This window comes from Streptomyces sp. NPDC046557 (genome assembly GCF_040645975.1).
In the GTDB taxonomy this organism is placed as follows: domain Bacteria; phylum Actinomycetota; class Actinomycetes; order Streptomycetales; family Streptomycetaceae; genus Streptomyces.
Genome location: NZ_JBEYZH010000014.1, coordinates 98,861 through 121,624, shown reverse-complemented (window position 1 = coordinate 121,624; position 22,764 = coordinate 98,861). Strand labels below are relative to the sequence as shown.

The window sequence follows — 22,764 nt, the reverse complement described above, 5'->3', positions numbered from 1 at the left end:
CCCGGGTCGGCTGTCCGCCATGGCCGGCGCCGAGGGAGCCTGCGGGGGGAAGGCCGAAATGGTCAGCAAGGCCGAAATGGTCCGCAAGAACAAGAACCGGATGAACAGGGTCGCCGCGGCGATGGCCGCGACCGCCCTGATGTCCGTGGCCGTGCCGGCGGCGACCGCCCAGGCGGCCACCGTCGTACCGCGCATCGACCTGAGGGTGCTGGTCGTCGACGACGGCGGCAGTTCGGTCGCGGCGATCACCGCCGAACTCCGGGACACCGGAGTGCCCTACACCCGCGTCGACCTCGGCAGCGGCAGCCGCCCGGTCATCGACGCGGCCTTCCTGAGCGACACCGTCGACGGCCGGCCGCGCGCCAAGTTCCAGGGCGTCGTCCTGCCCAACGAGAACCCCTTCGGCGAAGGCTCCGCCGAATCGGCCGCGCTGAGCGCCTACGAGACGACGTACGGCATCCGCCAGGTCGACGCCTACACCTGGGCGCACCCCGAAGTCGGCCTGGAATACACCGACAACGGCGGCTACAGCGGCACCCTTGACGGCACTCAGGCCGCCGTCACCGCCGCCGGCAAGGCGGGCCCGTTCGGCTACCTCGGGGGCCAGGTCACCTTCGAGGACAACTCGCCGCTGATCCCGGAGAGCTACGGGTTCATCGCCAAGCCCCGCACCGGCTACACCAGCTACCTCGACGCCCCCGTCGGCTCCGGACGGGCCTCGCTGGTCGGCGAGTACGCCCACGACGGGCGCAGCGAACTGGTCGTCACCTTCGGCTACAACCAGTACCAGCAGCAGTTCCGGCTGCTCGCCCGGGGCATCGTCGACTGGCTGACCCAGGGCGTCCACCTCGGCCAGGAGCGCAACTACTTCGCCGTCCACGTCGACGACGTCCTCGCCCCCGACGCCCGCTGGGACCAGACCCTCAACTGCACGCCCGGCGACTACGCCTGCGCGGGCGGCGCGGGCAAGGAGAGCACCATCCGGATGACCGCCGCCGACGCCCAGTACGCGGCGCAGTGGCAGAAGTCCAAGGGCTTCAAGCTGGACCTGCTCTTCAACGCGGGCGCCGGGGAGGAGTGGAAGACAGAGAACGGCGGCACCGACGCCCTGACCGCCCAGCTCGTCGCGGACCGGGCCCAGTACCGCTGGATGAACCACACCTACACCCACCTTTTCCTCGGCTGTGTCCAGGACGTCAGCACCGTGCCCTGGACCTGCACGAAGAACGCCACGGGCGCGATCAACTGGATGAGCCGCGCCGACATCTCCGCCCAGATCCGCGACAACAACAACTGGGCCGCCTCCAAGGGCATCACCACCGACCGCTCCGAGCTGGTCACCGGCGAGCACTCCGGCCTCAAGACCCTCCCGCAGCAGCCCACCGACAACCCGAACCTGGCGGGCGCCCTCGCCGACAACGGGGTCAAGTGGGCCGGCAGCGACAGCTCCCGCGAGCCCGGGCAGCGCGCCGTCGGCGCCGCCCTGACCGTCCCCCGCTACCCGATGAACGTGTACTACAACACGGGCACCAACGCCGAGATGGCCGACGAGTACAACTGGATCTACACCAGCCGCGCCCAGGGCGGCAGCGGCGCCTGCGAGGACAACCCGGCGACCTCCACCTGTCTGCCCGCCCCCCTCGACAACGCCACCGGCTACCTCGACTACATCGTCCCGACCGAGACCCGCACCGCGCTGCGGCACGTGCTGGCCAACGACCCCCGCCCGCACTACGTCCACCAGTCCAACCTCGCCGAGGACCGCACCCTCTACCCGGTCCTCAACCAGGTCCTCGACACCTACCGGACGCTGTACGCGCCCAGCGCCCCGATCGTGAACCAGAGCATGAAGGACACCGGCGTCGAGCTCAGCCGCCGCGCCGCCTGGGACGCCGCGCTCGCCGCCAACAAGATCACCGCCTACCGCATCGGCAAGGACGTCACCGTCAAGGCGCCCTCGGGCGTGGTCGCACCCGTCACGGCACCCGTCGGGACCAAGAAGCAGCTCCTGCTCGGCACCGCGGACTTCGGCACCGCGTACGCGGGCTCCCGCTCCGCGTGGACGGCTCCCGAACTGCTCCAGTCGGCGGTCACGCTCAAGCTGGCCTGACCGCCCTCCGGCCCTCCGCCGGGCCGGAACCGTTCCATTCGCACGCGCACGCAGCACCACCTTGCGCCGGCGCTCCACGAACCACGGGCGCCGGCCCCTTTTCCGTCCTGGGGGGACACACCGCATGAGCCATGGGCGCCATGTCACCATGCTCACCGAAGGCACCTACCCGCACGTCCACGGGGGCGTCAGCACCTGGTGCGACCAACTCGTCCGGGGAATGCCGGAAGTCGACTTCAACGTCATAGCCCTGACCGGCTCCGGACGCGAGCCGGTCACCTGGCAACTGCCCCGCAACGTCTACCGGCACACCGCCGTGCCGCTCTGGGGCCCGCCGCCGCCCCGCACGCTCCGTTCCGCCCTGCGCGGCAGGACCCGGCGTCGCTTCACCGACACCTACGAAACCTTCCTGCTGTCGATGCTCGACCCCGTGCACGGCGGATTCTCCGACGCCCTGCGCGAACTGGCCCTGCTGGCCCGCTCCGGCCGCCTCGCCCCGGCCCTGCGCTCCGAGTCCGTCCTACGGCTGCTGATGGACCTATGGACCCGCCCGGGCATGCCCACCGCCGAGGCCGCGCCCACCATCCACGACGCGCTCACCGCAACCGACCTGCTGGAACACGCCCTGCGACCGCTCAGCGTGCGCATCCCGCGTGACAGCGTCTCCCACGCCGTCAGCAGCGGCCTCGCCACCCTGCCGGCCCTCGCCGCGAAACACCTCGACCAGGTGCCCTTCCTGCTCACGGAACACGGCATCTACCTGCGCGAGCGCTACCTCGGCTACCGCACCGCCGAACAACGCTGGCCCGTCAAGGCCCTCATGCTCGGCTTCTACCGTGAGCTGAACACCGAGGGCTACCGGCAGGCCGACCTGATCACCCCCTGCAACCAGTACAACCGCCGCTGGGAAGAGCGCGGAGGCGCCGCCTCCGACCGCATCCGTACCGTCTACAACGGAGTCGACCCGCACGCCTTCCCCGAGGCCGGCCCCGAACCCGAGGTGCCCACCCTCAGCTGGTGCGGTCGGGTCGACCCCATCAAGGACCTCGAAACCCTCATCCGCGCCTACGCCTTCATGCGCGAGGAGGTCCCCGTCCTGCGGCTGCGCCTCTTCGGCCCGGTCCCGGCCGGCTGCGAGGACTACAAGCTCCGCCTGGAGAAGCTCGCCGCCGAACTCGGGGTGTCCGACGGCGTCACCTTCGAGGGCCGCATCACGGAGGTCGCCCGCGCCTACGCGGCCGGCTCGATCGTGATGCTCTCCTCGATCAGCGAGGGTTTCCCCTTCAGCATCATCGAGGCCATGTCCTGTGGTCGCACCACCGTCTCCACCGACGTCGGCGGAGTGCGCGAGGCCGTCGGCGACACCGGGCTCGTCGTCCCGCCCCGCGAACCGGAGACCATGGCCCGCGCCACCCTCGCCCTGCTCCGCGACGACGAACGCCGCGCCGAACTGGGCCGGCTGTCCCGCAAGCGGGTCGTCGAGAAGTTCACCCTCCACCAGTCCGTGGACGGGTTCCGGCACATCTACCGGGAACTCGCCGGCCAGCCCGTCCTGCCGGTCCACCCGGGCGACGACTGGACCCAGCGCCTCGCCGACCCCTGGTACCGCGAACTCGCGGCCGACGGACGTGTGTGGTGAGCGGATCGCTGTGGCTCAAGGTCCCGGGCGGCAACACCCTGCCCGCCATCCCCCGTCCCCGGCGGACGGCCCGACCGGCCGCCGACCCCATGGACGAACTCGTCGAACGCTTCGAGGGGTTCGTCGCCGCCGCCGTCCACCCCGACGAGATCGCCGCCATCCTCGAATCCGACGGGATGAACGACGAATACATCCGCCTCACCTACGGCCGCCACGACTCCTTCGCGCTCGCGGAGGAGCTCTACGCCCGGGTGCCCCGCTCCTTCCCCGAGCCCCGGAGCGTCCCCGACCCCTGGAAGGTGTCCCTCACCGCCTGCCTGCTGCGCGGGGTGATCTTCGCCCTGCCCGGGCTCGCGTACCTGCTGGGCGCCCCTCTGCTGGAAGGGCCGCCCGACCGGCTCGGCCTGCCCGCCGGGACGCTGACCCTGCTCGCCGGCGCCCTGATCGGCTGGGTGTGGGACCAGACCCTGTCCCACCGGGCCTACTCCTGGCTCGGCCTCGGCGACCGGGCCGCCGCCGGGCGGACCCTGCTCGCCGGGGCCCCCGCCGGGGCGCTGCTCGGCACCGCCGCCGCCCTGGCGGTGCCGGGCGGCCCGCCGTTCTCCTACGTGTTCGCCGCCGGGCAGGCGCTGTACGTCGGCGCCGCCACCGTGCTGCTGGTCCTCGGCCGGGAGCGGCTGCTGCTGGCCGCGCTCGGCCCGATGGCCGCCGGCGCGGTGCTCAGCCTGTTCGTCGACCTGCCGGTGCCGGCGCGGGTGACCCTGCTGGCGGTCTCCTTGCTGGCCGCCTGCGCCCTGGCCGTCCGGGAACTCCCGCTGGTCGAGGGGGTACGGGCCCTCGTGGGCCGGGTCCGGGACCGCATGCGGGCCCGCCCCGGCGGGGGCCCCGTGCGGTGGCGGACGCTGCGCGGCGGCGAGGAGGAGTACACGCCGCGCGGGCCCCGGCTCGCGGACTCCGTGCCGTACGGCGTCTTCGGCCTGGGCACCGGGCTGCTCGTGCTGTACGCCGCCCTGGGGGAGGTGCTCGCCGGGGGCCCCGCCGAGGCGGTCGCGGCACCCTCGGCGGTGGCCCTCACCCTCAGCATGGGGCCCGCCGAATGGCTGCTGCACCGCTTCCGCAGCGGCAGCCTCGCCGGGCTGCGGGCGGCCCGGTCCCCGCGGGCGTTCCGCCGCCGGATGCTGGCCACCCTGGTCGGCTGCCTCGCCCGGTACCTGGCGGTGCTGCTGGCGCTGGGCGTGAGCGGGACCCTGCTGTGGCCCGAAGCACCCGGCCTGACGGGGGCCCGGGTGGCGACGTTGCTGCTGCTCGGGGCCGTCATGTGGACGGGGCTGCTGCTCCAGTCCTTCGGGGCGGTGCGACCCGCCGCGATCGTCTGCGCCTGCGCGGCGTTCGCCCAGAGCCTGGCCGTGCTGACCGGGCTCGGGCAGCCGCGGCTGGTCCAGTCGGTGGTGGCGGCCACGGCCGCGGCCGCCCTGGCGACGCTGGTCTGCCTGCTGTTGGGCCGAGCCACGGCCCACCGCTGAGCGCGCCCGGCCCGTAGGGCCCCGCGCACGTGTCACCGTACGAGACGACGCACAAGAAGAAGGACCTCATGCTGTTGGTGCCCCTCTACGAGCACCCCGCCGACCGGCCCGAGGCGTGGGAGCTGCTGATCGCCTCGGCCGGCCGGCTGCATTCGGTGGTGCTCAACCCCGACAGCGGGCCGGGCGAGGCCCCCGACGAACGGTTCGCCGCCGTCGCCGGGCGGCTGCGGGACGCCGGGGTGCCCGTCCTGGGGTACGCCGACACCGACTACGGGCGGCGCTCGCACGCCGCTGTCGTCCAGGACCTGCTGCGCCACCGCGACTGGTACTCCACCGACGGCGCGTTCCTCGACCAGGCCTCCGCCGACCCGGAACTGCTGCCGCACTACGGGCGGTTGGTGGTCGCCGCCCGGGCCGCGGGCGCCCGCACCCTCGTCCTGAACCACGGCGTCCACCCGCACCCGGGCTACGCGGCGCTCGCCGACCTGCTCGTCACCTTCGAGGGCCCCTGGGACGCCTACCGCGACGCGGGCGCCGCCCCGAGGTGGACCGCCGACCACCCCGCCCAGCGGTTCTGCCACCTCGTGTACGCCGTCCCGCCGGGCGCACCGGCCGCCGAACTCGCCCTGGAACGGGGGGCCGCCGTGCACTGCGCGGTCCCCGGCTCCGGCGCGCACCCGTGGGGGACCCTCCCGTACGACCTGGAGGCCGGAGCATGAGGCGCCGCGCACTGGCCTGGCTGCTCGTCGGCCCGCTCCTGCTCCTCGCCTCCTGTACGTCGGCGCCCGAGCTGCCGGAGCCCGACGACCTGTCACCCGACCCGGCGCCCGGTCAGCGCTGGCAGCCCGCGCCGCGGGTGAGCTGGCAGTGGCAGCTCACGGGCACGCTCGACACCTCCGTGAAGGCGGCGGTGTACGACGTCGACGGCTTCCACACCACCAAGGGGCAGGTGGCCGCCCTGAAGAAGGCGGGCCGCAAGACCATCTGCTACCTCTCCACCGGCGCGTGGGAGGACTTCCGCCCCGACGCCGCCGCCTTCCCGAAGGAGCTGCTGGGCGAGGGCAATGGCTGGGAGGGCGAGCGATGGCTGGACATCCGGCGCTCGGCCGAGCTGGAACCGCTGATGGCCAAGCGGTTCGACATGTGCAAGGAGAAGGGCTTCGACGCGATCGAGCCCGACAACATGGACGGGTACGCCAACTCCTCCGGCTTCCCGCTCACCGCCGCCGACCAACTGGCCTACAACCGGTTGATCGCCAAGCTGGCGCACGACCGGGGGCTGTCGGTCGGGCTCAAGAACGACCTGGACCAGATCCCCCAGTTGGTCGGGGAGTTCGAGTTCGCGGTCAACGAGCAGTGCGCGGAGTTCGAGGAGTGCGGACGGTACCGGCCGTTCGTCGCGGCGGGGAAGGCCGTCTTCCACGTCGAGTACGAGGGCTCGCTGCGTGAGTGGTGCCCCGTCTCGCAGCGGGAGGGGCTCAGCTCGCTCCAGAAGAAGACCGACCTGGACGCCTGGCGCCGCTGGTGCCCGCCCCGCGGCTAGGGGGGCGTCCGGCGGATCATGGCCGGGCCCGGGTCGTTTGGCGCCGTGGCTCCCTCCTCCGCCTTGAAATCCACGGCACCAGGCGGGCCGGCCTATCCGACCCTGATCCGCCGGATGCCCCCACCCCCCCCGTGTCGCCCGCCCAGCCGATGTGGCCGTCGGGCCGGACGAGGAACACCCCGTCGCCGTACGGCTCGTAGGACGGGACGCGCAGGGTGCGGACGTCGGGCAGCATCGGAAGGTCGGCCTCCGCTTCCTTGCCGACGACCGGCAGTGTCCAGTGCGGTCCGCGGAACGCGTCGAAGAGGCGAACGCCGCCGGGAGCCCCGTCCGGAGCGCGGTCGCCCGCGCGCAGGCCTCCCCGGGCAGGGCGGTGCGGGTGTCCACGGCCAGGGAGGAGCCCCGGTGGTTCAGGCCCGGCATCCGTGTGGCCGCGCCGCGCCGGGTCTCGCCCCGGTGGACCGGCCGCGCCTTCCGCGTGCCGCGCCTTGCACGTGCCGCGCCTTCCGGGCGCCGGGGACTACGCGGGCAGGACCGCGTGCACGCGGTAGCCGCCGCCGTAGCGGGGGCCGGCCGAGCACGATCCGCCCAGGGCCCCGGCGCGCTCGCGCATCCCCAGCAGGCCGTGGCCGCCGCCCGGGTCGGCCGGGCGGGGCGCGGAGTCCGCCGAGGTGCCCCCGTCGTCCAGCACGGTCACCTCGACCGACGCACCCACCCGCACCACGCTGACCTCGGCGGTAGCGCCCGGCCCCGCGTGCTTGCGCACATTGGTCAGCGCCTCCTGGATCACCCGGTACGCGGCCAGGTCCACGGCCGCCGGAAGGGACCCCTCCCGCCCCAGCTCGACCATCACCTTCACCGGCAGCCCGGCGTTGCGGAAGGTGTCCGTCAGCTCCTCCAGCACCCCCAGCCCCGGCGCGGGCTCCGTCGGCGCCTCCGGGTCACCGGACTGCCGCAGCAGTCCCACCGTGGCACGCAGCTCGTTCAGCGCGGAGCGGCTGGCGTCCCGCACGTGGGCCAGCGCCTCCTTGGCCTGGTCGGGACGCTTGTCCATCACATGCGCGGCCACCCCCGCCTGCACGTTGACCAGGGCGATGTGGTGGGCCACCACGTCGTGGAGGTCCCGCGCGATCCGCAGCCGCTCCTCGGCGACCCGGCGGCGCGCCTCCTCCTCCCGGGTGCGTTCGGCGCGCTCGGCCCGCTCCCGGATGGCGTCGATGAACGCCCGACGGCTGCGCACCGCGTCCCCGGCGGCCGCGGCCATCCCGGTCCAGGCGAAGACGCCGATGTTCTCCTGCGAGTACCAGGGCAACGGTCCGGCCAGCATGGCCACGCCCGTCAGCCCCGCCATGGTGAGCAGGCCCACCTTCCAGGTGGTGGGCCGGTCGGTGCGGGCCGCCAGCGTGTAGAGGGCGATCACCGCGCACATCGCGACGGGCGCCCGGGGCTCCCCGGTGGACAGCTCCAGCAGCGACAGGGCGATGGTCGCGGCGAGCACCGCGCGTGGCCGGCGGCGACGGAACACGAGGGCGGCCGAGCCCAACAGCATCAGCAGCAGCGAGAACGGCTCGGGGGTACGGGTGCCGAAGGTCGGCCCGTGGGGGCCGTGCGGGCTGGCGAAGGAGCCGACAACCATGGCGACGAGCGCACCGACCGCGAGGATGCCGTCGGTGGCCGGCGGATGGAGCCGCAGCCACCGCCGGAGCGCACGGAAGCGTCCCTGCCGGGTGGGGTCTGTCGTCACGGGAAGCCACGGTACGGCCTTCCCCGCGGTCCGGGTCAGTCCCCCGGGGCGGGCGGTGAGGGCGCGGGCGGCGCGGGCGGTGAGGGCGCGGGCGGAGGCCGGCGGCCCAGCGGCGTGCGGGAGCGCTCCGGCCCCCACTTCGCGCGGACCACGCACACCGCCATAACGGCGGCGATGGCCGCGAGGTGTTCCTTGCCCGCCAGGTTGTCCTTGACCAGTACCTCACCGATCATGACGGCGATCACCAACCCGCCGGTCAGGTACGCCCGGTAGCGCCAGCAGACGTAGATGGCGAGCCCCACCACCGCCGCCGACGGCCCGGTGTCGTTGACGACGCGGTCGGACACCGGCAGGCCGAAGGGGTGGTGGGGGCCCAGCGAGAGCCCGATCCGGGCGTACGTGGTCCCGGCGAGCGTGGCCACGTAGCCGATCACCAGCGTGCGCCACCAGCCGATGCAGATCTCGGAGATGCCGAAGACCAGCAGGATCTGCGCGAGCGCCCCCCACACCGGCAGGTCGAGTGCCGGCACGAACAGGGAGAGCGGGGTCCGCAGGAGCGCCAGCCAGAGCGGGTCGGCGGCCTTGACGGAGCCGAGGTCCTGCACCGGCTGGAAACCCCAGGGGGTGTTCTGGACGATCTGGAACAGCGAGGTCAGGGCGACCGCGCCGATGGTCATCGGGATCGCCCGCCACTTGTCGTGGACGAGCGCGTCCCGGATCGTCCGGAACAGTGGCCCCCACTCGCGGCGGGCGAACCGCCGCGGTGAGGGTTTCGACCACGCTGTCAACGACGCGTCTCCAGATGTCTGCGGTGCAGCCACTTCGGCAGGCCGGGTGCCTCCAGGAAGCCCTCGGCCCGGCCCGCCGCGATACCGATCCGCAGCAGGTCGGAACTCTTCTCGAAGAGCATGAACCGCGGTTCCCAGATCGGCCGGTATTTGGCGTTGGCCCGGTAGAGGGACTCGATCTGCCACCAACGGGAGAAGAAGCTCAGCAGCGAGCGCCACATGCGCAGCACCGGACCCGCGCCGAGCTTGGACCCCCGTTCGAAGACGGAACGGAACATCGCGAAGTTCAGTGAGACCTGTGTGACGCCGATCTCCTTCGAGCGCTCCAGCAGTTCGATGACCATGAACTCCATCAGGCCGTTCTCGGAGTCCCGGTCACGACGCATCAGGTCGAGCGACAGCCCCTTGGGGCCCCACGGCACGAAGGACAGCAGGGCGCGCAGCTCGCCCTGGCCGTCGAAGCACTCCAACATCACGCACTGGCCGTCGTCCGGGTCGCCCAGTCGGCCCAGCGCCATGGAGAAACCGCGCTCGGTCGCGCCGTCGCGCCAGTCGTCCGCCCGCTTGAGGAGGTTGTCCATCTCCTCCGTCGGAACGTCGGCGTGACGGCGGATGCGGACGGTGTACCCGGCGCGCTTGACCCGGTTGAACGCCTGCCGGACGGTCCGCATGGCGCGGCCCTCCAGGGTGAACTCGTCCGTCTCGACGATCGCTTCGTCACCCAGTTCCAGCGCGTCCAGGCCATGGCGCGCGTAGATCTGCCCGGCCTCCTCACTGGCACCCATCACGGCCGGGATCCAGCCGTGCTCGCGGGCCTCGACCAGCCAGGGCTCGATGGCGCCCGGCCATGCCTCCGGGTCGCCGATCGGGTCGCCGGAGGCCAGTGACACACCGCCGACGACGCGGTAGGTGACGGCGGCCTTTCCGGTGGGGGACCAGATGACCGACTTCTCCCGGCGCAGCGCGAAGTAGCCGAGCGAGTCGCGGTCGCCCTGCTTGGCGAGCAGCGCCCGCAGCCGCTCCTCGTCCTGCGGGGTCAGCGGGTCGACGGCACGGCGGGCGCGGAACGCCGCGTACAGCACGGCGAGCAGCAGCATCATCGACATGACGTTGATGGAGACGTCCACCCAGGAGGGCGTGGCGATCCCGTCGTAGGCCCGGTCGTTCGGCTCCAGTGTGACCAGCCGCATCACGCCGTACCGCCAGCGGGCCAGGAACGTCGCCTGGGCGCGGTCGGGGTCGGTGTTGGTGGCACCGACCAGCAGGGCCGCGACGAGCGAGGTCAGCAACAGGCCCACGGCGCCGACGACGGTGGCCAGCTTGGGGTTGGACCGGTCGCCCTTGGCGTAGAACTCGTGGCGGCCCAGCACCAGGGCGCCCACGAACGCGGCGGTCAGCATCAACGACACCCAGTTCTGGGCGTGGTCGCGGAACTCGGGGTAGCAGAAGTTGAACCCGCCGCCGGTGCACGGGGCGAAGGCCGCGGTGGCGAAGGCGAACAGCAGCATCCCGCTGATCACCAGGTTGAGGATCCAGGCGGCCCGCTTGCGGCGGCCCATGGTGACCGCGAGGATCAGCGAGAACAGCCCGGACGCGAATCCGGCCGTGAGCAGGTACGGGGTGTAGAAGTCGGCGGTGTTGTGCCGGCGCAGGTCCTGCCCGAGCGAAAGCCACACCGCGCTGAGGAAGTTCACGAAGGTGACGGCTCTCAGGTACCAGACGGCGAAGGCGGCCCCGCGCCGCGATCGTCCCGTCCCCCTGCGGTTCGCCGCCTTGTCGGCGCCGTCACCGCCCGGCTCTTTCCTGCCGTTGGCTGTCGTCGTGGTTTCTACGCTGGTCAAGCGGACCTCTCCCATGGAATGCGATGGTATGGGGCGCCACCGTCCACGGGCGGTTCGAGCGCCCCGGACTGCTCAGGCCCGTGGCGCCCGTCGACTCAGTCCTTCGGTTCCCCCGCCGCCCGCGCGGGCAGGTCCGCCGCTAGCGCGGCGGCCGCTTGGACGAGGGGCAGGGCCAACAACGCCCCGGTTCCTTCCCCCACTGTGACGCCGTGGTCGAGCACGGGGTTGAGCGCCATCCGGTCCAGGGCCTTCGCCTGACCCGGCTCCCCGCTCGCCTGGCCGGCCAGCCACCAGTCCGGAGCGCGGAACGCGGCCCGCTGGGCCACCAGCCCACACGCCGCCGACACGACACCGTCCAGGATCACCGGCGTACGGCGCACCGCGCACTGGAGCAGGAACCCCGTGATGGCGGCGACGTCCGCGCCGCCGACCTTCGCCAGCAGGGCCACCTGGTCGCCGAGGACCGGGCGGGCCCGGCGCAGCGCGTCGCGGATCGCAGCGCACTTGCGCATCCAGGCCAGGTCGTCGACGGGGACCCCGCCACGGCCCGTGACCACGGAGGCGTCGGTGCCGCACAGGGCCGCGATCAACGTCGCGGCCACCGTGGTACCGCCCACGCTGAGGTCGCCGAGCACGACCAGGTCGGTCCCGGCGTCGGCCTCCTCGTCGGCGACGCGCATCCCGAGCCGGAGCGCGGCCTCGGCCTCCTCGGGCGTCAGCGCGTCCTCGACGTCGATGCGCCCGCTGCCGCGCCGGACGCGGTGCCGGGTGACGTCCGCCGGAAGCAGCCCCGGGTCGCAGTCCAGTCCGGCGTCGACGACGCGGATCGTGGCTCCGAACCGGCCGGCCAGCACCGAGACCGGGTTGGCCCCGTCGAGCACCGCGCGCACCAGCTCGTGGGCGGAGCCGGCGGGCCTGGCGGAGACCCCGGCGGCGGCGATCCCGTGGTCGGCGGCGAACAGCACGACGCGCGGTCGCTCGATCGCCCGGACCGGCACGCGGCCCTGGGCGGCGGCCAGCCACTCGCCCAGCTCGTCGAGCCGACCCAACGCGCCGGGCGGCACGGCCAGCCGTTCGCGGCGATCCTCGGCATCACGACGGACGCCCCCGTCGGGGCGTTCGATCAGATCGGAGAACTCGTCGAGGTTCAGCGTGGTCATCTGCCAGAGCGTACAGGCGGTACGGCCCTCCCCGGCCTCTCCGTCAGGCCACCACCGGGTTCCCGTAGGGATGTCGGCGACCTCCCCGCCCCCGTCAGGGCTTCAAGATCAACGCCTGGCCCGCCACGACCAGCAGGACGTGCTCGCACTCGCCCGCCACCGCGTTGTTCAACCGGCCCAGCTCGTCGCGGAAGCGCCGCCCGGAGGCCGTCGCCGGGACCACGCCCGCGCCCACCTCGTTACTGACGAACACCACCGGCCGACGGGTCGCCCGCACGGCCTCCACCAGCTCGCCGGTCCGCTTGCGCAGGCCGGTCATACCGCCCGCCGCCCACACCGAGTCGTCCCAGGCCCCCACCCGGTCCATCGCGTCCGTCAGCCACAGCGCCAGACAGTCCACCAGCAGCGGCGGCCCGTCACCCTCGGCCAGCAGCGGCACCAGCTCGCACGTCTCCACCGTCCGCCAGCCCGCCGGCCGTCGCTCCCGGTGCAGGCCCACGCGCTGCGCCCACTCCGCGTCCCCGTCCCGGGAGCCGCCCGTGGCGACGTAGACCACCTCCGGGAACGCCGCCAGCCGCCGCTCGGCCTCGAACGACTTCCCCGACCGGGCCCCGCCCAGCACCAGCGTCCGTCGCGGCACCTCCGGCAGCGCGCGGTACTCGCCGGTGACCACCGTGGTGCCGTCGGGAACCGTCCGCGCCCCGACCGCAGCGCACCGGCGTTCCAGCTCCCGGCCCGGCGGGACGTCGTGGTCCAGGTGCACGGCGATCACATCGGTGCCCGGGCCGACCGCCCCGTTCGCCCGCAGCCGCGCCAACGCCTCCGGGCGGCCCACCACGTCCGCGAGGACCACGTCGTACGGGGCCTGCGCGCTCCCGGCGGGGCCCAGGCCCGCCGGTGCACCGCCCGGCGGCAGGTACAGCAGCCGGCCGCCGTCCGGGCCGACGACCTCGTACCCCGTCCCGGGCGCGTCCATCGGCACCGCCCGCACCCGGTGCCCGCTGATCACGGCCAGCTCCCGGCCGTCCGGCACCCGGCCGGCGGCGGGCAGTCCGGGCGGCAGCTCCACGGCCGGGCCGTCGTGCGGGTGGGTGAGCAGGACCTGCCGTACGCCCGACAGCGAATGCCCCGCGCGGGCGCCGGCCAGCACCGCCCCCGGGGTCAGGTCCAGCAGCAGCGCGCCGTCCACGAGGACGGCGGTCGCCGCGCGGGCCGCCGGGCCGACGGCCAGGGCGCAGCCGGAGCAGGGACAGCCGGGGCGGGGCAGTCCTTCGGGTGTACCGGTACCGAGGAGAGTGAGTTCCACGGGATGATCCTCCCGCGTCGTCGGGACTGCTGCGCGCCCGGCTACTCTGCGGGCAGACTCAAGGCGGAGTACGCGCGCGAGCGACAGACGAGCGGCGGACGAGCAACGGAGGCGGACATGGCGTGGACGTGGCGGTTCGAGGCGGCCGACGGCGGCGAGACCAACCCGTCGGTGGAGCCTGAGGAGTTCACCACGCAGGGGGACGCGGAGTCCTGGATCGGGGAGTACTGGAAGGACCTTTTGGAGGGCGGCGTCGAGCGGGTGAAGCTGTCCGACGACGGCGGCGCCGAGCTCTACACGATGAGCCTGCGCGAGGCGTTGGACGCGTGAGGGCCTGAGGGGAACGGCGGTGTGCGGGGGCGACCCCGTACACCGCTCGCGGGCGCCGGCCCGGCGGTACCGGCCGGCTCGCGGCGGCCCGGGCGCGTCAGCCCCGTACGCCGCACAGGTGCAGCAGCGCCGCCACACCGCGGTAGGGGTCGGTCCGCCCGGCGCGGTCCTCGGCGGCCAGCAGCCGCTCCAGTTCCGCGTCCCGCGGCAGGCTCTCGCCGGCCTCGGTGCCGTCGGTGAAGACGCGCACGCCGTACCAGGCGTGGAGCGGGGCGCCGATCCCGGACAGGGTCGCGGTCAGATCGGCCAACCGGTCCGCCCGTACCTCCAGGCCGAGCCGGTTCGTGTACTCGACGGTGTCGAAGGCGGCCAGAGCGGCGCTCCAGTCCCCGGCCAACCCCGGTCGCATCGCGAGGGCGTCGCCGTTGCGCACGAGCAGGGACAGCAGTCCGCCCGGAGCCAGCATGCGGGCCAGCCCGGCGAGCATCGCGTCCGCCTCGGGCACGTACATCAGCACACCGTGGCACAGCACCACGTCGAAGCTGCCGGGGCCGAAGTGGGCTCCCGTCTCGCGGCCGTCGCCCTCCAGCAGCCGGACCCGCTCCCGAATCCCGGGCGGCTCGGCGGCCAGCGCGGCGTGCGCGACCGCGAGCATGTCGGGGTCCTGCTCCAGACCGGTGACCATGTGCCCGGCGCGGGCCAGGCGCAGCGCCTGGGTGCCCTGGCCCATGCCGACGTCGAGCACGCGCAGCCGCCGCCCGACAGGGAAGCGATGCACGATCTGCTCGTCGACCTGACGGCCCACGAGTTCCTGGCGGACGGCGTTGCGCAGTCCGCCCAGTCCCTCCAGCCACAGCCGGGCGCCCCCGGCGAAGCCCTGGTTTCCCTCCCCCGACGCCCCCGAGGGGGGCGTCGCTCGGCTCAGGGCCGTTCCCCGCGCTTGACCTGCGGCTTCGGAAGACGCAGGCGGCGCATCTGGAGGGTGCGCATCAGGCCGTACGCGACGGCGCCGCGCTTCGGCTCGTCCGGGAAGCGCGTGTTCACGGCCTTGCGCAGCCGGATGAACAGGCCGACGGAGTCCAGGAGGATCAGGACGATCACACCGAGCCACAGCAGCAGCGCGATGTTCTGGATCGAGGGGATCCGCACCATGCTCAGCACCAGGATGATCACCGCGAGCGGCAGGAACATCTCGGCGACCGAGTAGCGGGAGTCCACGTAGTCGCGGACGAACTTGCGGACCGGGCCCTTGTCACGGGCGGGCAGGTAGCGCTCGTCGCCGTTGGCGAGTGCCTCGCGCTGCTTCGCCAGCTCTACGCGGCGGCGCTCACGGGTACGCTTGGCATCCTCCTTGCGGTTGCCGGTCGAGGCCACCACTGCCTTGCGCTGCGACTGGGCCACAGCACGCTTCGGCGTCGGGCGGCCCTTCGGGGCCTGGGGGTCACGGGGCTGCGAAAGGCCGGCGCCCACCTTTTCGGTGGCGGCGTCCTTGTCTTCCTTGGAGGAACGGCTACCAAACACAAAACCCAAGCGTACGTGCTCGTACGCCCCCGCCCCACCTCCGAGGGGAACGATCCGGCAACGGCGGGCGTCTTCCTTGTGCAGGGTTCTTACGGCGGGTGCACCTCCCGCGCGGGACGTCCGGGGAAGCCCCCGGGAAGCCCCGGGACCTCCAGGGCCCCCGGGGTCTCCTGGGATCACCTACTCCTCACGCCTGATACGGCGTGGGGGGCAGTCGTCCTGGAGGAGGAGCGCATCCGCACCGGAACAGTGCGGTAATAGAGGCAGGGCCCGTACTGTGGGTCCTGCCGGCGGCCGGCTCGGGAGACCGGGCACCGCCGTGGCTGTGACCTGGAGCGAAGTCCGTCTAGAAGGGGGCGCGCGAAGCCCATGAGCGGTGTCATGAAGCGTATGGGGATGATCTTCCGCGCGAAGGCGAACAAGGCCCTTGACCGGGCCGAGGACCCGCGCGAGACCCTCGACTACTCCTACCAGAAGCAGCTGGAACTGCTGCAGAAGGTGCGCCGGGGCGTCGCCGATGTGGCGACCTCCCGCAAGCGGTTGGAACTGCAGCTCAACCAGCTCCAGGGCCAGTCCGCCAAGCTGGAGGACCAGGGCCGCAAGGCACTCGCCCTGGGCCGCGAGGACCTGGCCCGCGAGGCCCTGGCCCGGCGTGCCTCCCTCCAGCAGCAGGTCAGCGACCTTGAGGTGCAGCACCAGACCCTGCAGGGCGAGGAGGAGAAGCTGACCCTCGCAGCCCAGCGCCTCCAGGCCAAGGTGGACGCCTTCCGGACGAAGAAGGAGACCATCAAGGCCACCTACACCGCCGCCCAGGCGCAGACCCGGATCGCCGAGTCCTTCTCCGGCATCTCGGAGGAGATGAGCGATGTCGGTCTCGCCATCCAGCGGGCCGAGGACAAGACCGCCCAGCTCCAGGCCAGGGCCGGCGCGATCGACGAGCTGCTGGCCTCCGGCGCCCTGGACGACCAGAGCGGCCTCGGCTCCAGGGACGACATCCAGGCCGAACTCGACCGCCTCTCCGGCGGGACCGACGTGGAATTGGAGCTCCAGCGGATGAAGGCCGAGCTGGCGGGCGGCCCGTCCGCCCAGCAGCAGGCCATCGAGGGCGGCGCCCCCGGCGCCGGCCAGTCGTCGCAGAGCCCGCACCGGTTCGACAAGCAGTAGGACGGGGCCCGTCATGATTGTCCGCATCATGGGGGAAGGCCAGGTGAAGCTGGCCGACAGCCACTTCGCCGAGCTCACCAAGCTGGACGACGACCTCCTCGCGGAGATGGAGTCCGGTGACGAGCAGGGCTTCCGCACCACGCTCGGCGCGTTGCTCGACGCGGTCCGGCGCCTGGGGGAGCCGCTGCCGGACGACGCGCTGGAGCCGTCGGAACTCATCCTGCCCGCCCCGGACGCCACGCTGGACGAGGTCCGGGAGATGCTCAGCGACGACGGCCTGATCCCGGGCTGAGACCCAGGTCGTTCGTACGCGGAGTCGTACGGGAGGAGGGCTCGCCGCTCAGCGCGGCGGGCCCTTCCTCATGGAGATCCGCTCCGGATCCGGGGTGCCGCCGATGAAGTTCTCGAACCTGCGTCGGGGCGCGGCCCACCGCCGGTCGTGGTGGAAGGCGCGCAGCCCGGCGCGGGCGCGGGCCCTCGGGCGCCGGGCGTAGAACCGCTTGGCGTACGGGGAACCGGGCCGGGCCAGCCGGATCGCGCCGATCAGCGCCACGAAGGGCACGACCGTCCCGAACAGGGCGGTGCGCGGCTTGCCCTTCCACAGGGCGATCAGCGCCAGGAAGAAGTTCCCGGCCATGTTCAAGGCGACCAAGCCCCGACTCTGGCGTTCCCCGGCGCTGAGGTCGTTGACCCCGAACGGCAGGAACCCGCCCAGCACCAGCGCCACCAGAGCGGCCGTCAGGACCACGACCTCCACGCTCTTGCGGCCCTGCTCGCTCCAGTAGACGTCGTCGAGGTGCAGGATCAGCGCGAACTCGTCCAGCACCAGCCCCGCGCCCAGTCCGAAGAGCACGGCAGAGGCCAGTGCGCCGAAGCCGCTCCGGCCGCTGGCGACCGCCCCGAACCCGCCGATGATCACCAGGACCACCCCGGGCACCACGTGGTGGATGTGCAGGCCGCCCGGGGAGACGTTGCGGAACGGCCCTTTCCCCGCTCGGATCAGCCGGGTGATCACACGGGTGACCAGGAACGACAACACGAAGGAGAGCAGGGCGAGCAGCAGCGGCAGCTTCCCCGGTTCGACGATGTTCCGATACCACCAGTGACCCATACCGCCGACTCCTTCCCCGACACCTCCCGGTTTAGCAGGTTTGGGGCAATTTACCGGCCGGCGTGAGCAGGTAGCGTTCGCGCCGATGACAGATTCGTACGAAGATCCGCCGGGCGCCCCGCCCGGGGAGCGCGCTCCGCTGGGCGACGGCATCCGTTTCGCGTTCGGCACGCTCACCGTGCTGCCCGCGCGCATCAACCGCTGGGACCGGCCTGCCGCCCGCACCGGGATGGAGTGCGCCCCGCTCGCCGGCCTCGTCGTCGGGGTGTGCGCGGCGGCGGCCGGAGCCCTCCTGCTGCTGCTCGGCGGCGGCCCGCTGCTGGCCGCGGCCGTCACCGTCGCCGTGCCGGCGGCGCTGACCCGGGGCCTGCACCTCGACGGGCTGGCCGACACCGCCGACGGGCTGGGCAGCGCGAAACCGGCCGAGGACGCGCTGCGGATCATGAAGCAGTCCGACATCGGCCCCTTCGGCGTGATCACCCTGCTGTTCGTCCTGCTGATCCAGGTGGCCGCCTTGGCCGACGCGTACGCGGACGGCTGGGCACGGGGCGCGCCGGCCGCCGTCACCGCCGCCGTCGCGGCCCGACTCGCCATGACCCTCGCCTCGCGCGACGGCGTCCCCGCGGCCCGGCCCGGGGGCCTGGGCGCGGCGGTCGCGGGCGTGGTCCCGCGCCGCTCGGCCGCCGCCGTCACCGCCCTGACCGTGGCGGCCCTCGCCGCCGCGGTCCTCCCGTTGGGGCTGCCCGCCGCGGCGCGGCACGCCGGGGCGGTCGTCCTCGCCCTGGGCGCCGCCGAGCTCCTGCTGCGCCGCTGCGTGCGCCGCTTCGACGGAGTCACCGGGGACGTCTTCGGAGCCCTGTCCGAGGTCGCGGCCACCGTGGCGCTGCTGACCCTCGCCCTGGGCTGAGGGGACGGGCCCCGTACGCTCGGGGCGTGGAAGAGACGCCGACGCCCATCAGGGTGCTGCTCGCCGACGACCAGGCGCTGCTGCGCAGCGCGTTCAAGGTGCTCGTCGACTCCGAGCCCGACATGCACGTCGTGGGCGAGGCGTCCGACGGTGCCCAGGCGTACGCCCTGGCCCGCGAGCACCGGGCCGATGTCGTCCTCATGGACATCCGCATGCCGGGCACGGACGGCCTCGCCGGCACCCGCATGATCACCGCCGACCCGGAACTCGCCGCGGTCCGCGTCGTCATGCTGACCACCTTCGAGGTCGACGAGTACGTGGTGCAGGCGCTGCGGGCCGGCGCCTCCGGCTTCCTCGGCAAGGGCGCCGAGCCCGAGGAACTGCTGAACGCCATCCGCGTCGCCGCCGCCGGCGAGGCGCTGCTCTCCCCGGCCGCCACCAAGGGCCTCATCGCCACCTTCCTCGCCCAGGGCGCCCACGCCGAGCCCCCCGCCCCCGGCTCCGCGCACGCCGAACGGCTCGCCGCGCTGACCGGTCGCGAGCGCGAGGTCCTCGTCCTCGTCGCGGCGGGCCTCTCCAACGACGGCATCGCCGGCCGCCTCGAGGTCAGCCCGCTCACGGTCAAGACGCACGTCAACCGGGCCATGGCCAAGCTCGGCGCCCGCGACCGGGCGCAACTGGTCGTCATCGCCTACGAATCCGGCCTGGTCCGCCCCCGCGCGGACTGAGCGGCGCCGGGCCGGTCCCGTAGTAGGACGGCGTACTGCGGGCGCGGTACGCGGGACGCGAGGACGGCACCTGGGAGCGACGCGGCGCCACCGCGGCGCGGGGGAGGCTGAGGGGCCCCTCGTGTCTGAACCTGCAGAGAGATCCCCAACCATGTCGTGGCTGTCCCGCTTCAGCCTGGCCCAGAGAGCGCTGATCGGCCTCGTGTCGATCGTCGCGCTCTTCTTCGGCGCCATAGCCATCCCACAGCTCAAGCAGCAACTGCTGCCCTCCATCGAACTGCCGATGGTGTCCGTGCTCGCGCCGTACGAGGGTGCCTCGCCCGACGTGGTGGAGAAGCAGGTCATCGAGCCGATCGAGGCCGCCCTCAAGGGCGTCGACGGCATCACCGGCGTCACGTCGACCGCCAGTGAGGGCAACGCCCTGATCACGGCGCAGTTCGACTACGGCGACGACGGCACCAAGCAGCTCGTCGCCGACGTCCAGCAGGCCGTCAACCGGGCCCGGGTCCGGATGCCCGCCGGCGTCGACCCACAGGTGGTGGCCGGCTCCACCGACGACATGCCGACCGTGGTCCTCGCCGCCACCTCCGACAAGGACCAGCAGGCCCTCGCCGATCAACTGGAAAGCTCGGTCGTCCCCGTCCTCTCCGACATCCCCGGTGTCGGCCGGGTCACCGTCGACGGCGTCCGCAAGCTCCAGGTCAGCGTCACCCCGGACCCGGCGAAGCTCGCTGCGGCCGGACTCGACGGCGCCTCCCTCGCCAAGGGCCTCCAGGCCGGCGGCGCCACCGTCCCCGCCGGCTCCTTCGACGAGGACGGCAAGAACCGCACCGTCCGGGTCGGCGCCGGCTACACCTCCCTCAACCAACTGGAGGAGCTGCGCCTGAGCCCGGGGACCGGCAAGCCGGCCGTGCGCCTCGGTGACGTCGCCACGGTGAAGCAGGAGCCCGCCAAGGCCGCGTCCCTCACCCGCACCAACGGCAAGCCCAGCCTCTCCGTCACCCTGACCACGGACAAGGACGGCAGCGCCGTCGCGATCTCCGACGCGGTCAAGGACAAGCTGCCCGAGCTGCGCTCCACCCTCGGCTCCGGCGCCGACCTGGCCGTGATCATGGACCAGGGCCCGGCCGTCGCCAAGTCCATCTCCGGCCTGACCACCGAGGGAGCGCTCGGCCTGGTCTTCGCGGTGCTCGTGATCCTGGTCTTCCTCGCCTCGCTGCGCTCGACGCTGGTCACCGCGGTCTCCATCCCGCTGTCCGTCGTCCTCGCGCTGATCGTCCTGTGGACCCGGGACCTGTCGCTGAACATGCTGACGCTCGGCGCGCTCACCATCGCCATCGGCCGGGTCGTCGACGACTCGATCGTGGTCTTGGAGAACATCAAGCGCCACCTCGGCTACGGCGAGGAGCGCGAGACCGCCATCATCACCGCGGTCAAGGAGGTGGCCGGGGCGGTCACCTCCTCCACCCTCACGACCGTCGCCGTCTTCCTGCCGATCGGGCTCGTCGGCGGCATGATCGGGCAGCTCTTCAGCTCCTTCTCGCTGACCGTCACCGCCGCCCTGCTGGCGTCGCTGCTCGTCTCCCTGACCGTCGTGCCCGTCCTGTCGTACTGGTTCCTGCGCGCCCCGAAGGGCGTGGCCGAGGAGGCCGTCAAGGACGCGGCGAAGGCCCGGCGCGACGCGGAGGAGAAGGAGGCGCGTGGCCGGCTCCAGCGGTTCTACGTCCGCGTCCTGGGCTTCGCCACCCGCCGCAGGCTGACCAGTGTCGCCATCGCGGTGGTGGTCCTCGTCGCCACCTTCGCCATGACCCCGCTGCTCAAGACGAACTTCTTCGACCAGGGCGAGCAGGACACTCTGACGGTCAAGCAGACCCTGGCCCCGGGCACCTCGCTGGCCGCCGCCGACGAGGCGAGCCACAAGGTCGAGCGGGTCCTCGCCTCGGTCGACGGCGTCAAGGACTACCAGGTCACCGTCGGTTCCTCCGGCTTCATGGCGGCGTTCGGCGGCGGCACGGGCACCAACCAAGCCTCCTACCAGGTCACCTTGGACAACGCGGGCGACGCCGATCAGGTCAAGGGACGCATCGAGAGCGAGCTGGGCAAACTCGACGGCGTCGGCGAGACGCGGATCCTCGCGGGCGGCGGCTTCGGCAGCTCCAACCTGAGCGTGGTCGTCAAGGCGGGCGACGCCGGCGTGCTCGCCAAGGCCGCAGGTCAGGTCCAGGCCGAGGTGGCCAAGCTCAAGGACGTCACCGACGTGCAGAGCGACCTCTCGCAGTCGGTGCCCCGCATCTCGGTCACCGCCACCCCCAAGACCGCCGAAGCGGGCCTGGACCAGGCCGCCCTCGGCGCGATCGTCGCCCAGGCCGTACGCGGCACCCCGGCCGGCACGGCCGTACTGGACGACACCGAGCGGGACATCGTCATCACGGCCGCGAAGCCTGCAGGCACCCTGGCCGAACTCCAGGCGCTGCCGGTCGGGCCGACGGCCAAGCTCGGCGACGTGGCCGACGTGAAGATGGTCCCCGGCCCCGTCGCGATGACCCGGATCGACGGCGCCCGCGCCGCCACCATCACCGCCCGGCCGGTCGGCGACAACACCGGCGCCGTCAGCAGCGCGCTGCAGAGCAGCATCAAGGCGCTGGACCTGCCCGCGGGCGCGACCGCGACCATCGGCGGGGTCTCCCAGGACCAGAGCGACGCCTTCGGCTCGCTGGGCCTGGCGATGCTCGCGGCCGTCGCGATCGTCTTCATGCTGCTGGTCGCGACCTTCCGCTCGCTGGTCCAGCCGCTGATCCTGCTGGTCTCCGTGCCCTTCGCGGCGACCGGCGCACTCGGCCTGTTGATCGTCACCGGCACCCCCATGGGCGTCCCGGCGATGATCGGCATGCTGATGCTCATCGGCATCGTGGTGACCAACGCGATCGTCCTGATCGACCTGGTCAACCAGTACCGGGGTCAGGGCCTCGGCGTCGTCGAGGCCGTCATAGAGGGCGGCCGGCACCGCCTGCGGCCCATCCTGATGACCGCTCTCGCGACGATCTTCGCGCTGCTGCCGATGGCGCTCGGCGTCACCGGCGAGGGCGGCTTCATCTCGCAGCCGCTCGCGGTCGTGGTCATCGGCGGCCTGATCAGCTCGACCCTGCTGACCCTGCTCCTGGTGCCGACCCTCTACACGATGGTCGAGCTCTCCAAGGAGCGGCGCCGCGCCAAGAAGCGGGCCCGCCTGACGGTGGTTCCGGCCCCGAGCGAGGGGGAGACCCCGGCGCGGGTGTGACCGTGGGACCGCGTACGCCGAAGGGGCGCCTCCCGGATCACCGGGAGGCGCCCCTTCGGGCATGCGGGCGGG

General features: G+C 73.0%; 19 protein-coding genes and 1 pseudogene. 11 read left to right on the top strand and 9 right to left on the bottom strand.

Annotation, left to right across the window (positions count from 1 at the left end; translation table 11 throughout):
• Positions 1 to 58: 58 nt before the first annotated feature.
• The 5 genes from ABZ934_RS22740 to ABZ934_RS22720 all read left to right on the top strand — a co-directional run bounded on the left by ABZ934_RS22740 (position 59) and on the right by ABZ934_RS22720 (position 6,815).
• Positions 59 to 2,110, top strand: coding sequence for a hypothetical protein (locus tag ABZ934_RS22740; RefSeq protein WP_361316106.1), 2,052 nt, complete (start codon positions 59 to 61; stop codon positions 2,108 to 2,110).
• Positions 2,111 to 2,234: 124 nt separating this feature from the next.
• Positions 2,235 to 3,749, top strand: a complete 1,515-nt coding sequence (gene pelF, locus ABZ934_RS22735; RefSeq protein WP_361316103.1) for a GT4 family glycosyltransferase PelF — start codon at positions 2,235 to 2,237, stop codon at positions 3,747 to 3,749.
• The gene (locus ABZ934_RS22730; RefSeq protein WP_361316100.1) at positions 3,746 to 5,272 is read left to right on the top strand and encodes a hypothetical protein; all 1,527 of its coding nucleotides are present in this window, start codon (positions 3,746 to 3,748) and stop codon (positions 5,270 to 5,272) included. Before pelF ends, ABZ934_RS22730 begins: the two co-directional genes overlap by 4 nt.
• A 68-nt stretch (positions 5,273 to 5,340) precedes the next feature.
• The gene (locus tag ABZ934_RS22725; RefSeq protein ID WP_361316149.1) at positions 5,341 to 5,991 is read left to right on the top strand and encodes a spherulation-specific family 4 protein; all 651 of its coding nucleotides are present in this window, start codon (positions 5,341 to 5,343) and stop codon (positions 5,989 to 5,991) included.
• Positions 5,988 to 6,815, top strand: a complete 828-nt coding sequence (locus ABZ934_RS22720; protein ID WP_361316097.1) for an endo alpha-1,4 polygalactosaminidase — start codon at positions 5,988 to 5,990, stop codon at positions 6,813 to 6,815. The genes ABZ934_RS22725 and ABZ934_RS22720 overlap by 4 nt, the downstream gene beginning before the upstream one ends.
• A gap of 16 nt (positions 6,816 to 6,831) precedes the next feature.
• Here ABZ934_RS22720 and ABZ934_RS22715 read toward each other — a convergent pair.
• The 6 genes and pseudogenes from ABZ934_RS22715 to ABZ934_RS22690 all read right to left on the bottom strand — a co-directional run.
• Positions 6,832 to 7,277, bottom strand: a pseudogene (locus ABZ934_RS22715) (pentachlorophenol monooxygenase); the annotation flags it as partial.
• A gap of 58 nt (positions 7,278 to 7,335) precedes the next feature.
• The gene (locus ABZ934_RS22710) at positions 7,336 to 8,559 is read right to left on the bottom strand and encodes a histidine kinase (RefSeq protein ID WP_361316094.1); all 1,224 of its coding nucleotides are present in this window, start codon (positions 8,557 to 8,559) and stop codon (positions 7,336 to 7,338) included.
• A gap of 35 nt (positions 8,560 to 8,594) precedes the next feature.
• Positions 8,595 to 9,347, bottom strand: coding sequence for a hypothetical protein (locus ABZ934_RS22705; RefSeq protein ID WP_361316091.1), 753 nt, complete (start codon positions 9,345 to 9,347; stop codon positions 8,595 to 8,597).
• Positions 9,344 to 11,203, bottom strand: a complete 1,860-nt coding sequence (locus tag ABZ934_RS22700) for a phosphatidylglycerol lysyltransferase domain-containing protein (protein WP_361316088.1) — start codon at positions 11,201 to 11,203, stop codon at positions 9,344 to 9,346. The genes ABZ934_RS22705 and ABZ934_RS22700 overlap by 4 nt, the downstream gene beginning before the upstream one ends.
• A gap of 80 nt (positions 11,204 to 11,283) precedes the next feature.
• Entirely contained in the window at positions 11,284 to 12,348 is a 1,065-nt protein-coding gene (gene cobT / locus ABZ934_RS22695) for a nicotinate-nucleotide--dimethylbenzimidazole phosphoribosyltransferase (RefSeq protein WP_361316085.1), read from the bottom strand.
• Between the two features lie 94 nt (positions 12,349 to 12,442).
• On the bottom strand, positions 12,443 to 13,654 hold the full coding sequence (locus ABZ934_RS22690; protein ID WP_361316082.1) for a bifunctional adenosylcobinamide kinase/adenosylcobinamide-phosphate guanylyltransferase: 1,212 nt from the start codon (positions 13,652 to 13,654) through the stop codon (positions 12,443 to 12,445).
• A 117-nt stretch (positions 13,655 to 13,771) separates the two neighbouring features.
• On the opposite strand from ABZ934_RS22690, the gene ABZ934_RS22685 reads away from it, so the two are divergent.
• Complete coding sequence (locus ABZ934_RS22685) at positions 13,772 to 13,984, top strand: hypothetical protein (RefSeq protein ID WP_361316079.1); 213 nt, start codon at positions 13,772 to 13,774, stop codon at positions 13,982 to 13,984.
• A 97-nt stretch (positions 13,985 to 14,081) separates the two neighbouring features.
• Here ABZ934_RS22685 and ABZ934_RS22680 read toward each other — a convergent pair whose 3' ends face one another.
• Positions 14,082 to 14,834, bottom strand: a complete 753-nt coding sequence (locus ABZ934_RS22680) for a methyltransferase domain-containing protein (RefSeq protein ID WP_361316146.1) — start codon at positions 14,832 to 14,834, stop codon at positions 14,082 to 14,084.
• A 71-nt stretch (positions 14,835 to 14,905) separates the two neighbouring features.
• The gene (locus ABZ934_RS22675) at positions 14,906 to 15,514 is read right to left on the bottom strand and encodes a DUF3043 domain-containing protein (RefSeq protein WP_361316076.1); all 609 of its coding nucleotides are present in this window, start codon (positions 15,512 to 15,514) and stop codon (positions 14,906 to 14,908) included.
• 360 nt (positions 15,515 to 15,874) lie between these two features.
• On the opposite strand from ABZ934_RS22675, the gene ABZ934_RS22670 reads away from it, so the two are divergent.
• Positions 15,875 to 16,669, top strand: coding sequence for a PspA/IM30 family protein (locus tag ABZ934_RS22670; protein WP_361316073.1), 795 nt, complete (start codon positions 15,875 to 15,877; stop codon positions 16,667 to 16,669).
• Positions 16,670 to 16,682: 13 nt separating this feature from the next.
• Positions 16,683 to 16,961, top strand: coding sequence for a hypothetical protein (locus ABZ934_RS22665; RefSeq protein ID WP_361316071.1), 279 nt, complete (start codon positions 16,683 to 16,685; stop codon positions 16,959 to 16,961).
• A 48-nt stretch (positions 16,962 to 17,009) separates the two neighbouring features.
• Here the strand turns inward: ABZ934_RS22665 and ABZ934_RS22660 are convergent, their stop codons facing one another.
• The gene (locus ABZ934_RS22660) at positions 17,010 to 17,780 is read right to left on the bottom strand and encodes a hypothetical protein (protein WP_361316068.1); all 771 of its coding nucleotides are present in this window, start codon (positions 17,778 to 17,780) and stop codon (positions 17,010 to 17,012) included.
• A gap of 85 nt (positions 17,781 to 17,865) precedes the next feature.
• Between ABZ934_RS22660 and ABZ934_RS22655 the strand changes: the two genes are divergently transcribed.
• The 3 genes from ABZ934_RS22655 to ABZ934_RS22645 all read left to right on the top strand — a co-directional run bounded on the left by ABZ934_RS22655 (position 17,866) and on the right by ABZ934_RS22645 (position 22,692).
• A complete protein-coding gene (locus ABZ934_RS22655) occupies positions 17,866 to 18,687 on the top strand; it encodes an adenosylcobinamide-GDP ribazoletransferase (protein WP_361316065.1) in 822 nt (273 codons plus the stop codon).
• A 26-nt stretch (positions 18,688 to 18,713) separates the two neighbouring features.
• Positions 18,714 to 19,415 carry a response regulator transcription factor gene (locus ABZ934_RS22650; protein ID WP_361316063.1) on the top strand — a complete coding sequence of 234 codons (702 nt, stop codon included), beginning with the start codon at positions 18,714 to 18,716 and terminating at the stop codon, positions 19,413 to 19,415.
• A gap of 151 nt (positions 19,416 to 19,566) precedes the next feature.
• Positions 19,567 to 22,692, top strand: coding sequence for an efflux RND transporter permease subunit (locus tag ABZ934_RS22645; RefSeq protein WP_361316060.1), 3,126 nt, complete (start codon positions 19,567 to 19,569; stop codon positions 22,690 to 22,692).
• Positions 22,693 to 22,764 lie beyond the last annotated feature (72 nt).